Source organism: Xanthomonas sp. CFBP 8152, from assembly GCF_014199025.1.
Taxonomy (GTDB): domain Bacteria; phylum Pseudomonadota; class Gammaproteobacteria; order Xanthomonadales; family Xanthomonadaceae; genus Xanthomonas; species Xanthomonas arboricola_B.
Window position 1 is genome coordinate 1,284,017 of sequence record NZ_JACHNO010000001.1, and the last position, 14,145, is coordinate 1,298,161.

Below are 14,145 nucleotides of genomic sequence, written 5' to 3' on the forward strand. Positions count from 1 at the left end.
AGAGCAGCCAAGCCCCCATGGCAGAGCAAGCATCTTCCTTCACTGACCGACTTGCGGCACGTTTCGCCGGTGCGCAGATCGCCGTGGCATTGCCGCGCGGCGAAGTGACGCTGGAAGTCGCTGCGGCCGATTGGCACGCCACCTGTCTGGCCCTGCGCGACGAGCTCGGTTTCGAGCAGCTCAGCGATCTGTGCGGCGTCGATTACCTGGGCTACGGCAGCGACGAGTGGGATACCGCCGACGTGTCGTCGCAGGGCTTCAGCCGCGGCGTCGAGGGCAAGGCCGTCGGTCGTTTCGCCTGGGGCGAATTTCCCAGCCAGGAAAGCTCCGACGGCGCTCATCCGCAGCACATGCCCAAGCAGCGTTTTGCGGTGGTCGCACAGCTGATCTCCTACCAGCACAACCAGCGTCTGCGCGTGCGTTGCTACGCACCGGACGAACAGGTGCCGGTGGTGGCCTCGTTGACCGACATCTGGCCCGGCGTGAACTGGTTCGAGCGCGAAGCCTTCGACCTGTTCGGCATCGTCTTCGATGGTCACCCGGACCTGCGCCGCATCCTGACCGACTATGGATTTGTCGGCCATCCGTTCCGCAAGGATTTCCCGCTGATCGGCAACGTCGAAGTGCGTTATGACGATGAGCGCAAGCGTGTCGTGTACGAGCCGGTGACCTCGGTCGAGCCGCGCGTCGGTGTGCCGCGCGTGATCCGCGACGATGCCCGTTATGAGACTGCCGCTGGTGAAGTGGGCAAGTCGGAGACCGCCAAGTGAGTGAGTTCCGCCAGGCAACCGATGCCTTCGCGAGCAATCCTGTCGAAAGCAAGCAGGAAATCCGCAATTACACGATGAACTTCGGCCCGCAGCATCCTGCGGCGCACGGCGTGCTGCGCCTGATCCTGGAAATGGACGGCGAAACCGTGGTGCGTGCCGATCCGCATATCGGCCTGCTGCACCGCGGTACCGAGAAGCTGGCCGAATCCAAGCCGTTCAACCAGTCGGTTCCGTACATGGACCGCCTGGATTACGTGTCGATGATGTGCAACGAGCACGCCTACGTGCGCGCGATCGAGTCCCTGATGGGCATCGACGTGCCCGAGCGTGCGCACTACATCCGCACCATGTTCGACGAGATCACCCGCATCAAGAACCACCTGATGTGGGTCGGGTCCAACGCGCTCGACCTGGGCGCGATGGCGGTGATGCTGTACGCGTTCCGCGAACGCGAAGAATTGATGGACGTCTACGAGGCGGTCAGTGGCGCGCGCATGCACGCTGCCTACTACCGTCCCGGCGGTGTGTATCGCGATCTGCCCGATCGCATGCCCAAGTACAAGGAATCCCGCTGGCACAAGGGTGGGGCACTGAAGAAGCTCAACGCAGCGCGCGAAGGCTCGATGCTGGACTTCCTCGAGGATTTCACCAATACCTTCCCGTCGCGCGTGGACGAGTACGAGACGCTGCTGACCGACAACCGTATCTGGAAGCAGCGTACTGTCGACGTCGGCATCATCAGCCCGGATCTGGCGCGTGCCTGGGGCATGACCGGTCCGATGCTGCGTGGCTCGGGCATCGAGTGGGACCTGCGCAAGAAACAGCCTTACGCCAAGTACGACGCGGTGGAGTTCGATGTGCCGGTCGGCACCAATGGCGATTGCTACGACCGCTATCTGGTGCGCGTGGCCGAGATGCGCGAGTCCAACCGCATCATCAAGCAGTGCGTGAAGTGGCTGAAGGCCAATCCTGGCCCGGTCATGGTCACCAATTTCAAGGTCGCTCCGCCAAGCCGCGAAGGCATGAAGGACGACATGGAAGCGCTGATCCATCACTTCAAGCTGTTCAGCGAAGGCTACTGCGTGCCGGCCGGCGAAACCTACTGCGCGGTCGAGGCGCCCAAGGGCGAGTTCGGCTGCTACCTGATGTCCGATGGCGCCAACAAGCCGTTCCGCGTGCATCTGCGCGCGCCGGGCTTTGCGCATCTGTCGTCGATGGACGCGGTGGTGCGTGGCTATCTGCTGGCCGACGTCGTGGCGATGATCGGTACTTACGATTTGGTTTTCGGTGAGGTTGACCGATGAAGGCGACGGGTAATTTCGAAGCGGCGCGCGACGTCGATCCGCAGGTGGTGCTGAGCGACAAGACGCGTGCGCACATCGATCATTGGCTGAGCAAGTTTCCGCCCGATCGCAAGCGTTCGGCCGTGCTGCAGGGCCTGCACGCCGCGCAGGAGCAGAACCAGGGCTGGCTGACCGACGAGCTGATCGTCGGCGTGGCCAAGTATCTGGATCTGCCGCCGGTGTGGGCCTACGAAGTCGCCAGCTTCTACTCGATGTTCGAGACCGAAAAGGTCGGCCGCCACAACGTGGCGTTCTGCACCAACATCAGCTGCTGGCTCAACGGCGCCGAAGATCTGCTGGCGCACGCGGAAAACAAACTGGGGTGCAAGCTGGGGCAGTCGACGGCCGATGGCCGCGTCTACCTCAAGCGCGAAGAAGAGTGCCTGGCGGCCTGCTCTGCAGCGCCGATGATGGTCATCAACGGCCATTACCACGAGCACCTGACGAAAGAGAAGGTCGACGCGCTGCTGGACGGGCTGGAGTAAGACATGGCACATCATCACGCACCCTCAGGCCCGGTCGGTCCGGCGCCGTTGCCGCATCAGGTCGTCTACACGACGCTGCACTACGACACCCCGTGGTCGTACGAGAGCTATCTGAAGACCGGTGGCTACGCCGCGCTGCGCAAGATCCTCGAAGAGAAGATCGCGCCGGCCGACGTCATCGAGATGGTCAAGGCGTCCAACCTGCGCGGCCGTGGCGGCGCGGGCTTCCCGACCGGTCTGAAGTGGTCGTTCATGCCCAAGGGCACGATGCAGAAGTACATCCTGTGCAACTCGGACGAATCCGAGCCGGGAACCTGCAAGGACCGCGACATCCTGCGCTACAACCCGCATTCGGTGGTGGAGGGCATGGCGATCGCCTGCTATGCCACCGGCTCGACCGTTGGCTACAACTACCTGCGTGGCGAGTTCCACCACGAGCCGTTCGAGAACTTCGAGCTGGCGCTGGCCGATGCCTATGCCAACGGCTGGCTGGGCAAGAACATTCTCGGCAGCGGCGTGGATATCGATATCTACGGTGCGCTGGGTGCCGGTGCCTACATCTGCGGCGAAGAAACCGCGCTGATGGAATCGCTGGAAGGCAAGAAGGGCCAGCCGCGCTACAAGCCGCCGTTCCCGGCCAACTTCGGCCTGTACGGCAAGCCGACCACCATCAACAACACCGAGACCTACGCGTCGGTGCCGGCGATCATTCGCAACGGCCCGGAGTGGTTCTTGGGGCTGAGCAAGACCAAGAACGGCGGCCCGAAGATCTTCTCGGTGTCCGGCTGCGTGCAAAAGGGCGGTAATTTCGAAGTGCCGCTCGGCACCACCTTCGACGAGCTGCTGGAAATGGCCGGTGGCCTGCGTCCGGGCCGCAAGCTCAAGGGCGTGGTGCCTGGCGGCGTGTCGATGCCGGTGCTGAAGGCCGACCAGGTTGCCGGGCTGCAGATGGACTACGACACCTTGCGTGCGCTCGGGACCGGCCTGGGGTCGGGCGCGATCGTGGTGCTGGACGACAGCGTCTGCTGCGTGCGCTTCGCCTGCCGCATCTCGCAGTTCTTCCACAAGGAATCCTGCGGCCAGTGCACCCCGTGCCGCGAGGGCACCGGCTGGATGCACCGCGTGCTGGAGCGCATCGTCGCCGGCAAGGCCACGATGGAAGACCTGCATCAGCTGCGCACCGTTGCCGGCCAGATCGAAGGGCACACCATCTGTGCCTTCGGCGAAGCGGCGGCGTGGCCGATTCAAGGCTTCCTGCGCCAGTTCTGGGACGAGTTCGAGTACTACATCGTCAACGGTCGTTCGATCGTCGACACGCATGTCGGAGTGGCTGCATGAGCGCCCAACCAGTGAACCCGAACGTGCCACCGGACCATGTCACCGTCGAGATCGACGGGCAGTCCCTGGTGGTGCCGAAGGGTTCGATGATCATCCAGGCGGCCGACAAGGCCGGCATCCCGATCCCGCGCTTCTGCTACCACGAGAAGCTGCCGATCGCGGCCAACTGCCGCATGTGCCTGGTGGATGTCGAAAAATCCCCGAAGCCGTCGCCCGCCTGTGCCACGCCGGTGATGGATGGCATGAAGGTCACCACGCGTAGCGAAAAGGCGCTGAAGTACCAGCGCAGCGTGATGGAATTCCTGCTGATCAACCATCCGTTGGACTGCCCGATCTGCGATCAGGGCGGCGAGTGCGAGCTGCAGGACGTGTCGCTCGGTTACGGCCGTTCGGTCAGCCGCTTCAACGAGCGCAAGCGCGTGGTGCCGGACGAGGACATCGGGCCGCTGGTCGCCACCGAAATGACCCGCTGCATCCAGTGCACCCGCTGCGTGCGTTTCACCGCAGACATTGCCGGCACCTATGAGCTGGGCGGCATGTATCGCGGCGAGAACCTGCAGATCGGCACCTACGACGGCAAGCCGCTGACCACTGAAATCTCCGGCAACGTCATCGACGTCTGCCCGGTCGGCGCGCTGACCAACAAGGTGTTCCAGTTCCGCGCGCGTCCGTGGGAATTGATGGCACGCGAATCGCTCGGCTATCACGATGCGATGGGCTCGAACCTGTTCCTGCATGTGCGTCGCGGCGAAGTGCTGCGCACCGTGCCGCGCGAGAACGAGGCAGTCAACGAGTGCTGGCTGTCCGACCGCGACCGTTATTCGCATCAGGGCCTGTATGCGGAAGACCGTGCGGTCAAGCCGTTGAAAAAGGTCAACGGGCAGTGGACCGAGGTGAGCTGGGCCGAAGGTCTGGCCGCCGCGACGCAGATCCTGCGTGACAACGCCGGCGACCCGCTCGGTGTGCTCGTGCATCCGTCCACCTCCAACGAAGAGGGCGCATTGCTTGCACGTCTGGCCGAAGGCCTGAACAGCGGCAATCTGGATCACCGCCTGCTCAACCGCGATTTCTCCGATGCCGCGGTGGCCGAAGTGTTCGCCACGCCGCTGGCCGAGATCGAGCGCGCCGATGTGGTGGTGCTGTTCGGCACCAATGTGCGTCACGAGCTGCCGTTGCTGCATGCACGCCTGCGCAAGGCCAGCATCCAGAACGGGACGCAGATCCATTCGGTCAATCCGGTCGATTTCGATTTCGCCTTCACCCAGGCAAGCCGCACGGTCGTTGCGCCGTCGCAGCTGGCCAGTGCCCTGGACGATGCGGCATTGCGCGATGCGGTCAAGGGCGCCACGCGCGCCGTGATCGTGGTCGGCGCACTGGCTGAAAACCACCCGCAGGCTGCCGCGTTGCGTGCCGCTGCACGCGACTTTGCCGCTGCAACCGGCGCCTCGCTGTGCCGGATCCCGCAGGGTGCGAACGCAGTCGGTCTGGTGGCGCAAGGTGTGCTGCCGATCGCTCGCGATGTCGCCGGCATGCTGGCGCAGCCGCGCCAGGCCTACCTGCTGTATGGCATCGAGCCGGGCCTGGATTTCGCCGATGCCGCCGCTGCACGCAGCGCGTTGGCCGGTGCCAAGGTGGTCGCATTCAGTCAGTTCGCCTGCGCTTCGACGCGCGATGTGGCCGATGTGATCCTGCCGATCGGCGCACTGCCGGAAATCGACGCATCGCTGACCAATCTGGATGGTCGCGTGCAGACCGCACGTGCCGCCGGTCGCCTGCCGGTCGAAGCGCGCGAAGGTTGGCGCGTATTGCGTGCCCTCGGTGGCGAGCTCGGCCTGGCCGGTTTCGAATTCACCGATCTGGTCGGCCTGCGCGCCGGCATGCAGAACCGTATCGTCAGCCCCGTCGCCTCGGCGCGGCCGGCTTCGAGCAATGACGGGTTGGAAGTTGCCGCCACCGCTGCGATCTATCGCACCGATGCGGTGGTGCGTCGCGCCGCCGCGCTGCAGTCGCATCCGCTCAACATCGCGCCGTGTGTGGCGATGCATCCGGAGCAGGCTGCGCAGCTGCAGGTCGGCGCCGGTCAGATGGTCAAGGTCGGTACCGACGCCGGTAAGGCGACGTTGCCGGTGGTGCTGGACAAGCGCGTCGCACCGGGCACGGTGTGGATCGAATCCGGCCATGGCGCAACCGCGCCGCTCGGTGCCGGTCGTGTAACGGTGGTGGCTGCATGAACGAATTGCTGTTGAACCTGGTCGATCCCCTGCACCAGTGGTTTGTCGGTCTGGGCGATGGCGGCGTGGTGCTGTGGACCGTGCTGAAGATCCTGTTGATCACCGTGCCGGTGATCGTGTCGGTGGCCTTCTACGTGGTCTGGGAGCGTAAGCTGATTGGCTGGATGCACGTGCGTCACGGGCCGATGTACGTGGGCATGGGCATCTTCCAGGCCTTCGCCGACGTGTTCAAACTCCTGTTCAAGGAGATCGTGCAACCGAGCAGCTCGCACAAGGCGATGTTCATCATCGCGCCGTTGCTGACGCTGGCACCGGCCTTCGCGGCCTGGTCGGTGGTGCCGTTCGACGCGCAGCTGGTGCTGTCCAACGCCAACGTGGGTTTGCTGTACCTGCTGGCAATGACCTCGCTGGGCGTGTACGGCATCATCCTGGCCGGCTGGGCATCCAACTCCAAGTACGCGTTCCTGGGCGCGATGCGCTCGGCCGCGCAGGTGGTCAGCTACGAAATCGCGATGGGCTTTGCGCTGGTCGGCGTGATGATCGCCTCGGGCAGCGTCAACCTGAGCCAGATCGTGTTCGCACAGGCGGGCAGCTCCGGCTTCTTCGACTGGTTCCTGATTCCGCTGTTCCCGTTGTTCATCGTGTACTGGGTGTCCGGCGTCGCCGAAACCAACCGCGCGCCGTTCGACGTGGTGGAAGGCGAATCGGAAATCGTCGCCGGCCACATGGTGGAGTACTCGGGCGGTGCGTTCGCGCTGTTCTTCCTGGCCGAATACGCCAACATGATCCTGGTCAGTTTCCTGATCTCGATCTTCTTCCTCGGCGGCTGGTTGAGCCCGATCCAGGGGTGGGTCAATGCGGATATTTCGCCGTGGATCGACTGGGTGTGGAAGGGTGGTTGGCCGTGGCTGCTGATGAAGGTGTTCTTCTTCGCCAGCGCCTACATCTGGTTCCGTGCCAGCTTCCCGCGTTACCGCTATGACCAGATCATGCGTCTGGGCTGGAAGGTGTTCATTCCGCTCACGATCGTATGGATCGCAGTGACGGCGTTGATGGTGTTTTACGGCGTGATCCAGAAGGGCGTGTAACCGATGAACAAGATCACCCATTACTTCAAGAGCCTGCTCCTGCTCGAACTGCTAGGCGGCCTGTGGCTGACGTTGAAATACACGTTCAAGCCCAAGTACACCGTGCTGTATCCGATGGAGAAGTTCCCGCAGTCGCCGCGTTTCCGTGGCCTGCACGCATTGCGTCGCTATCCCAACGGCGAAGAGCGCTGCATCGCCTGCAAGCTGTGCGAAGCGGTGTGCCCAGCGCTGGCGATCACCATCGACTCGGCCAAACGCGAGGACGGCTCGCGCCGCACCACGCGCTACGACATCGATCTGTTCAAGTGCATCTTCTGCGGCTTCTGCGAAGAAAGCTGCCCGGTGGACTCGATCGTCGAGACGCACATCCTCGAGTACCACTTCGAGAAGCGTGGCGAGAACATTGTCAACAAGCCGCAGCTGCTGGCGATCGGAGACCGGTTCGAAACCGAGATCGCCGAGCGTCGCGCTGCCGATGCCGCCTTCCGTTGAGGTCATGATGGACTGGGTCACTATTGCTTTTTACGCCTTCTCCGCCGTCGCGGTCGTGTCCGCCGGTGCGGTGATCAGCGTGCGCAACCCGGTGTACGCCGTGTTGTGCCTGATCCTCACCTTCTTCTCGATGGCATGCATCTGGTTGCTGGTCGGCGCCGAGTTCCTCGGCGTAACGCTGGTGCTGGTCTACGTCGGCGCGGTGATGGTGCTGTTCCTGTTCGTGGTGATGATGCTGGACATCGACACCAGCCGTCTGCGCGAAGGGTGGGTCAAGTACATGCCGGTCGGCGTCATCGTGGCGGTTGCCATGCTGGCGCAGATGGTCACCCTGATCGGGGTCAAGTCGCGCAGTGCCGTACCGTTCCCGGCCGACAACGCCGCCGCGCAGGCGGCCGACGTGTCGAACCTGACCTGGCTGGCCAAGACCCTCTACACCGAGTTCCTGCTGCCGTTCGAGTTCGCTGCGGTGATCCTGACCGTGGCCGTGGTAGCTGCCGTGATGCTGACCCTGCGCAAGCGCACCGGCATCAAGCACCAGAACGCGGGCGAACAGTCGCGGGTGAAGGCGGGCGATCGTCTGCGCATGGTCAAAATGGCGGTTGAAAAGCCGGTACAGGTTGCGCCGAAGCTCGACGCAGCCGACGGACAGGAGGCGAAGTCTTGATTACCTTGGGCCACCTGCTTGGACTGGGCGCGGTGCTGTTCTGCATCTCCCTGGCCGGCATCTTCCTCAACCGCAAGAACGTCATCGTGTTGCTGATGTCGATCGAGCTAATGCTGCTGTCGGTCAACGTCAACTTCATTGCGTTCTCGCGCGAGCTTGGCGACCCTGCCGGTCAGCTGTTCGTGTTCTTCATCCTGACCGTTGCCGCTGCGGAGGCTGCGATCGGCCTTGCGATCCTGGTGACTCTGTTCCGCACGCGCCGCACGATCAATGTGGCCGAAGTCGATACGTTGAAGGGCTGACCTGTAGATGGAAATCACTCTCTCCAAGAGTCTGTTGATTGCGGTGGTGCTTGCACCGCTGGTCGGCAGCATCATCGCCGGCCTGTTCGGTCGCCAGGTAGGGCGCAAGGGCGCGCAATACGTCACCATCCTGGGCGTGGCGGTCAGCTGCGTGCTGTCGTGCCTGACGCTGTATCAACTGGTGGAGCAGGGCGCCAGCCCGTTCAACCAGAACCTGTACACCTTCTTCGATGTCGGTAACTACTCGGCGCACGTCGGCTTCATGGTCGATCGCCTGACCGCGATGATGATGGTGGTGGTGACCTTCGTGTCGCTGCTGGTGCACATCTACACCATCGGCTACATGGAAGAAGACCCGGGTTACCAGCGCTTCTTCAGCTACATCTCGTTGTTCACCTTCTCCATGCTCACGCTGGTGATGAGCAACAACTTCCTGCAGCTGTTCTTCGGCTGGGAAGCAGTGGGTCTGGTGTCGTATCTGCTGATCGGTTTCTGGTTCAAGCGCCCGACTGCCGTGTTCGCCAACATGAAGGCGTTCCTGGTCAATCGCGTCGGCGACTTCGGCTTCATTCTCGGTATCGCCGGCGTGCTGCTGTGGTTTGGCTCGCTGGATTACTCCACCGTATTCGCCAACGCGACCACCATGGCCGGCGCCAAGGTGCAGCTGTTCGCAGGCCACGAATGGAGCGTGATGACGCTGATCTGCATCTGCCTGTTCATCGGTGCGATGGGCAAGTCGGCGCAGGTGCCGCTGCACGTGTGGCTGCCGGACTCGATGGAAGGCCCGACGCCGATTTCGGCACTGATCCATGCCGCCACGATGGTCACCGCCGGCATCTTCATGGTCGCGCGCATGTCGCCGCTGTTCGAACTGTCGGAAACCGCGTTGAACTTCATCCTGTTCATCGGTGCGACCACGGCCTTCTTCACCGGCCTGATCGGCATCGTGCAGAACGACATCAAGCGCGTGGTTGCGTATTCCACGCTGTCGCAGCTGGGCTACATGACGGTGGCGCTGGGCGTATCGGCCTATTCGGCCGCCGTGTTCCACCTGATGACGCATGCCTTCTTCAAGGCGCTGCTGTTCCTGGCGGCCGGCTCGGTCATCATCGGCATGCACCACGAGCAGGACATGCGCAAGATGGGCGGCCTGCGCAAGTACATGAAGGTGACCTACTGGACCAGCGTGATCGGTACGCTGGCGCTGGTCGGTACGCCGTTCTTCTCCGGCTTCTACTCCAAGGACACCATCATCGAGGCAGCCGCGCACCATGCCCACGAGTCGCATAGCTGGATCGCGACCTACGGGTATTGGGCAGTGCTCGGTGGCGTACTGGTGACCAGTTTCTACAGCTTCCGCCTGCTGTTCCTGACCTTCCATGGCAAGGAGCGCTTCCGCGATGCGCATGCGCACGATGTCCATGGCCACCACGACAGCGCGCATACCGATGCCGAGGCGCAGGTCCACGCGCACGACAGTCATGCGCACGACGCACATGCACACGACGCACATGCACACGATACGCACGGTCACGATGATCACGGTCACGATGATCACGGTCATGGCCACCATGGTGCCCACGAGCCGCACGAATCCAAGTGGGTGGTGACGTTGCCGTTGATCCTGCTGGCGATCCCGTCGGTGGCGATCGGTTTCTTCACCATCGGCCCGATGCTGTTCGGCACCGATTGGCAGGGCCACCACGCCGCACATGCGATCAAGGGGCAGGCAGTGTCGTTCTTCACCGGCATCGTCGATTTCTACGATCCGGCACGCGACACCGTCGGCGCACTGGCCGAAGAGTTCCACGGCCCGGTCGCCTTCGCGCTGCATGGCATGATGGCGGCACCGTTCTTCCTGACGGTCGCCGGTCTGCTGCTGGCTGCGCTGTTCTATCTGTGGAAGCCGGAACTGGCTACCAAGTCGCGCAAGGCGTTCGCGCCGGTGGTGTGGCTGCTGGAAAACAAGTACGGCTTCGACAAGCTCTGGATCAATGGCTTCGCCGGTGGCGGCGTGGTCCTTGGCAAGGCGTCACGTGCCATCGATACCCATGTGGTCGACGGTGTCGTCGTCAATGGTTCTGCCCGACTGATCGACCTGGCTGCAAATCTGCTGCGTCGCACGCAATCCGGTTTCCTCTATCACTACGCCTTCGCAATGATCATCGGTTTGATCGCCTTGTTGGCGGTACTGATGCATTTCTGGCGTTGACCTGTACGGAATAAGAAAACGTGTCGAACTGGCCTTTACTGTCTATCTTGATCTGGCTGCCGATTATCGGTGGCGCCTTGATCCTTGCGTTGCGCAATGCCGAGACCGCCCGCTGGGCATCGTTGGCGGTGGCGGTGGCGACCTTTGTGCTGAGTCTGCCGCTGCTGGGCTACGACACGGCCAATGACGCCATGCAGTTCATCGAACTGCATGCCTGGATTCCGGCCTACAACATCGGCTACAACCTGGGCGTGGACGGTATCGCGGTCGCGTTGATCGTACTGACCACGCTGGTGACGGTGCTGGCCCTGATCGGCGCTTGGCGCTCGATCGACAAGCGCGTCAATCAGTACGTCGCCGCCTTCCTGATCCTGGAAGGCGTCACGGTCGGCATCTTCGCTGCGACCGATGCGATGCTGTTCTATGTCTTCTTCGAAGCCATGCTGATCCCGATGTTCCTGATCATCGGCGTCTGGGGCGGTCCGCGGCGGATCTACGCGGCGATGAAGTTCTTCCTCTACACCTTCCTCGGCTCGGTGCTGATGCTGGTGGGCCTGGTTTACCTGTATCTGAAGGGTGGCAGCTTCCAGCTGGCCGACCTGTACGCGCTGCAGCTGACCGCCAAGGAGCAGACCTGGATCTTCTTCGCCTTCCTGATCGCGTTTGCGGTCAAGGTGCCGATGTTCCCGGTGCACACCTGGCTGCCGGATGCGCACGTCGAAGCGCCGACCGCCGGTTCGGTGATCCTGGCTGCGATCGCGCTGAAGATCGGCGGCTACGGCTTCCTGCGCTTCAACCTGCCGATCGTGCCGGATGCAAGCCATGAGTTCGCCTGGCTGGTGATCACGCTGTCGCTGATCGCGGTGGTCTACGTCGGCTTGGTGGCCCTGGTGCAGGAGGACATGAAGAAGCTGGTGGCGTATTCGTCCATCGCGCACATGGGCTTTGTCACCCTCGGCACCTTTATCGCCTTCACCCTGGTCCGTGAGTACGGCAGCACCGACGCCGCCCGCCTGGGCCTGCAGGGTGCGATGGTGCAGATGATTTCGCACGGCTTCGTGTCCGGTGCGATGTTCTCCTGCATCGGCGTGCTGTACGACCGCATGCATACCCGCCGCATCGCCGATTACGGCGGCGTGGTCAATGTGATGCCGTGGTTTGCGACGTTCTCAATGCTGTTCTTCATGGCTAATGCCGGCCTGCCGGGCACCAGTGGCTTCGTCGGCGAGTTCATGGTGATCCTGGCCAGCTTCCAGAAGCATCCGCTGGTTGCCTTCGCTGCCGCCACCACGCTGGTGATCACCGCCGCTTACACGCTGTGGCTCTACAAGCGCGTGTTCTTCGGCGAAGTGGCCAATGCCCATGTGGCCGAGCTGAAGGACATCAATGGCCGTGAGGCGTTCGTGCTGGGGGTGTTCGCCGTTGGCGTGCTGGCCCTGGGCCTGTATCCGAAGCCGCTGACCGATCTGATGGAACCATCGATCGCCAAGCTGGCTACCCAGATTGCCGCGTCCAAGCTGTAACAGCTTGCCGTACGTTTTGATTTCCAGGATTTGATGATGACCACGCCAACGCTCGCGCCGTTGACCACCGCTGACCTGGCTCCGCTTGTTCCGGAGCTGGTGCTGATCGGCGGCGCCTTTGCACTGCTGATGCTCGACCTGTTCGTGAGCCAGCGGAACAAGGTCTGGACCCACCTGTTCTCCGTCGCCGTGCTTGCGGTGGTGTTCGCGCTGTTGGCGACCGGCACGGGCGGGCAGGGCGAGATCTTCCACGGCATGTTCGTGCGCGACACCGCGGCTGACGTGATGAAGACGGTGATCGTGCTGGTCAGCGGCCTGAGTCTGGTCTACGGCTGGACGTACTTGCGCGAACGCAATCTCTATCAGGGCGAGATCCCGGTGCTGGTGTTGTTCGCCACCGCCGGCATGATGCTGCTGACCTCGGCTGGCAGCCTGCTGATGGTGTACCTGGGCCTGGAGCTGCTCGCGCTGTGCTCGTACGCATTGGTCGCCTCCAACCGCGACAACGGCCTGGCCACCGAAGCGGCGATGAAGTATTTCGTGCTCGGTTCGCTGGCCTCGGGTCTGCTGCTGTACGGTATGTCGCTGGTCTACGGCGCCACCGGCACGCTGAGCCTGAGCGGCATCCACGACGCGATCGACGGCTCCAGCGAGCGCACGCTGCTGCTGACCGGCACCATCTTCATGATCGCCGGCGTGGCCTTTAAGTTGGGTGCTGCGCCGTTCCACATGTGGTTGCCCGACGTGTACCAGGGCGCGCCTGCGCCGATCGCCTTGTTCATCAGCTCCGCGCCCAAGCTCGCCGCCTTCGGTATGGCGTATCGCCTGCTCGAAGTGGGAATGGGTCCGCTGTCGCCGCAGTGGCATCTGTTGATCGGTGGCCTGTCGGCAGTGTCGCTGGTGATCGGCAATCTGATGGCGATTGCGCAGAGCAATCTCAAGCGCATGCTGGCGTACTCGACCGTGTCGCACATCGGCTTCCTGTTGATGGGCGTGGCCGGCGGCGGAGAGCAGGGCTATGCCGCGGCGATGTTCTACGCGGTGAGCTACACCATCATGTCGACTGCCGCGTTCGGCGCCATCATCGCGCTGTCGCGCAATGGCTTCGAAGCCGAGAACATCGACGACTTCAAGGGACTCAACGCGCGCAATCCGTGGATGGCCGGCCTGGTGCTGTGCATCATGGCCTCGCTTGCGGGTGTTCCGCCGTTCCTGGGTTTCTGGACCAAGCTGGCAGTTCTGGGTGCCGCGGTGAACGGCGACATGTTGTGGCTGGCCCTGGTCGGCGTGCTTTGCGCGGTGATCGGCGCCTTCTACTATCTGCGCGTCATCAAGGTCATGTACTTTGATGAGCCGGTGGGCGAGCCGTTGCCGGCCAACAACGATCGTGTGCTCGGCACCGTGCTGGGTGTCAATGCGCTGGCCTTGCTTGCGCTAGGCCTGGCCTGGAGCCCGATCATGGTGTGGTGCCAGCGGGCATTTGCGGGCCTTGCCTAAGGCACGCATCCTCGCATGACCTCGCGGCGCGTGTGCTGTGCGCGCCGTCGATGGGGGACTGAAATAAAGTCGTGATTGCTGTTTCGTTTTTGTTGCAATGCGGTTATCATTTGCCGCGACGTTGAAGACCCCAGGGTTTTCAATCGATGAAAAACTAGGGCTTGCAATTGCCGCTCAAGTTCTTCATAATTCCGCTT

The 14,145-nt window shown here is 62.9% G+C and carries 12 protein-coding genes; all 12 read left to right on the forward strand.

The annotated features are described in order from the left end of the window. Positions 1 to 17: 17 nt before the first annotated feature. The 12 genes from FHT09_RS05410 to nuoN are packed head-to-tail and all read left to right on the forward strand — an operon-like array spanning position 18 to position 13,948. Positions 18 to 770 (forward strand): NADH-quinone oxidoreductase subunit C, encoded by a 753-nt coding sequence (locus FHT09_RS05410; protein WP_024937980.1) that lies wholly within the window; start codon positions 18 to 20, stop codon positions 768 to 770. After that, positions 767 to 2,074, forward strand: a complete 1,308-nt coding sequence (locus FHT09_RS05415; RefSeq protein ID WP_104606027.1) for an NADH-quinone oxidoreductase subunit D — start codon at positions 767 to 769, stop codon at positions 2,072 to 2,074. Before FHT09_RS05410 ends, FHT09_RS05415 begins: the two co-directional genes overlap by 4 nt. Then, positions 2,071 to 2,598 (forward strand): NADH-quinone oxidoreductase subunit NuoE, encoded by a 528-nt coding sequence (nuoE, locus tag FHT09_RS05420; RefSeq protein WP_104606028.1) that lies wholly within the window; start codon positions 2,071 to 2,073, stop codon positions 2,596 to 2,598. The genes FHT09_RS05415 and nuoE overlap by 4 nt, the downstream gene beginning before the upstream one ends. A gap of 3 nt (positions 2,599 to 2,601) precedes the next feature. After that, complete coding sequence (gene nuoF, locus FHT09_RS05425) at positions 2,602 to 3,936, forward strand: NADH-quinone oxidoreductase subunit NuoF (RefSeq protein ID WP_024937978.1); 1,335 nt, start codon at positions 2,602 to 2,604, stop codon at positions 3,934 to 3,936. Then, positions 3,933 to 6,167, forward strand: a complete 2,235-nt coding sequence (gene nuoG, locus FHT09_RS05430) for an NADH-quinone oxidoreductase subunit NuoG (RefSeq protein ID WP_104606029.1) — start codon at positions 3,933 to 3,935, stop codon at positions 6,165 to 6,167. The genes nuoF and nuoG overlap by 4 nt, the downstream gene beginning before the upstream one ends. Next, positions 6,164 to 7,255, forward strand: a complete 1,092-nt coding sequence (nuoH, locus tag FHT09_RS05435; RefSeq protein WP_024937976.1) for an NADH-quinone oxidoreductase subunit NuoH — start codon at positions 6,164 to 6,166, stop codon at positions 7,253 to 7,255. The genes nuoG and nuoH overlap by 4 nt, the downstream gene beginning before the upstream one ends. Positions 7,256 to 7,258: 3 nt before the next feature. After that, the gene (gene nuoI / locus FHT09_RS05440; RefSeq protein ID WP_002810206.1) at positions 7,259 to 7,747 is read left to right on the forward strand and encodes an NADH-quinone oxidoreductase subunit NuoI; all 489 of its coding nucleotides are present in this window, start codon (positions 7,259 to 7,261) and stop codon (positions 7,745 to 7,747) included. A 4-nt stretch (positions 7,748 to 7,751) separates the two neighbouring features. Continuing rightward, a complete protein-coding gene (locus tag FHT09_RS05445; protein WP_181141300.1) occupies positions 7,752 to 8,414 on the forward strand; it encodes an NADH-quinone oxidoreductase subunit J in 663 nt (220 codons plus the stop codon). Next, positions 8,411 to 8,716: an NADH-quinone oxidoreductase subunit NuoK gene (nuoK, locus tag FHT09_RS05450; protein ID WP_006450557.1), complete on the forward strand. Its 306-nt coding sequence runs from the start codon at positions 8,411 to 8,413 to the stop codon at positions 8,714 to 8,716. The genes FHT09_RS05445 and nuoK overlap by 4 nt, the downstream gene beginning before the upstream one ends. 7 nt (positions 8,717 to 8,723) lie before the next feature. Further along, positions 8,724 to 10,928 carry an NADH-quinone oxidoreductase subunit L gene (gene nuoL, locus FHT09_RS05455; protein ID WP_104606030.1) on the forward strand — a complete coding sequence of 735 codons (2,205 nt, stop codon included), beginning with the start codon at positions 8,724 to 8,726 and terminating at the stop codon, positions 10,926 to 10,928. A 20-nt stretch (positions 10,929 to 10,948) separates the two neighbouring features. Beyond that, on the forward strand, positions 10,949 to 12,451 hold the full coding sequence (locus tag FHT09_RS05460) for an NADH-quinone oxidoreductase subunit M (RefSeq protein ID WP_104606031.1): 1,503 nt from the start codon (positions 10,949 to 10,951) through the stop codon (positions 12,449 to 12,451). Between the two features lie 36 nt (positions 12,452 to 12,487). Then, positions 12,488 to 13,948: an NADH-quinone oxidoreductase subunit NuoN gene (nuoN, locus tag FHT09_RS05465; protein ID WP_104606059.1), complete on the forward strand. Its 1,461-nt coding sequence runs from the start codon at positions 12,488 to 12,490 to the stop codon at positions 13,946 to 13,948. Positions 13,949 to 14,145 lie beyond the last annotated feature (197 nt).

Bases quoted from the DNA above. Each gene is read 5' to 3' on its own strand.
- FHT09_RS05410 (WP_024937980.1), top strand. From the start codon at position 18: ATGGCAGAGCAAGCATCTTCCTTCACTGACCGACTTGCGGCACGTTTC.
- nuoE (WP_104606028.1), top strand. From the start codon at position 2,071: ATGAAGGCGACGGGTAATTTCGAAGCGGCGCGCGACGTCGATCCGCAG.
- nuoF (WP_024937978.1), top strand. From the start codon at position 2,602: ATGGCACATCATCACGCACCCTCAGGCCCGGTCGGTCCGGCGCCGTTG.
- nuoG (WP_104606029.1), top strand. From the start codon at position 3,933: ATGAGCGCCCAACCAGTGAACCCGAACGTGCCACCGGACCATGTCACC.
- nuoH (WP_024937976.1), top strand. From the start codon at position 6,164: ATGAACGAATTGCTGTTGAACCTGGTCGATCCCCTGCACCAGTGGTTT.
- nuoI (WP_002810206.1), top strand. From the start codon at position 7,259: ATGAACAAGATCACCCATTACTTCAAGAGCCTGCTCCTGCTCGAACTG.
- FHT09_RS05445 (WP_181141300.1), top strand. From the start codon at position 7,752: ATGATGGACTGGGTCACTATTGCTTTTTACGCCTTCTCCGCCGTCGCG.
- nuoL (WP_104606030.1), top strand. From the start codon at position 8,724: ATGGAAATCACTCTCTCCAAGAGTCTGTTGATTGCGGTGGTGCTTGCA.
- nuoN (WP_104606059.1), top strand. From the start codon at position 12,488: ATGACCACGCCAACGCTCGCGCCGTTGACCACCGCTGACCTGGCTCCG.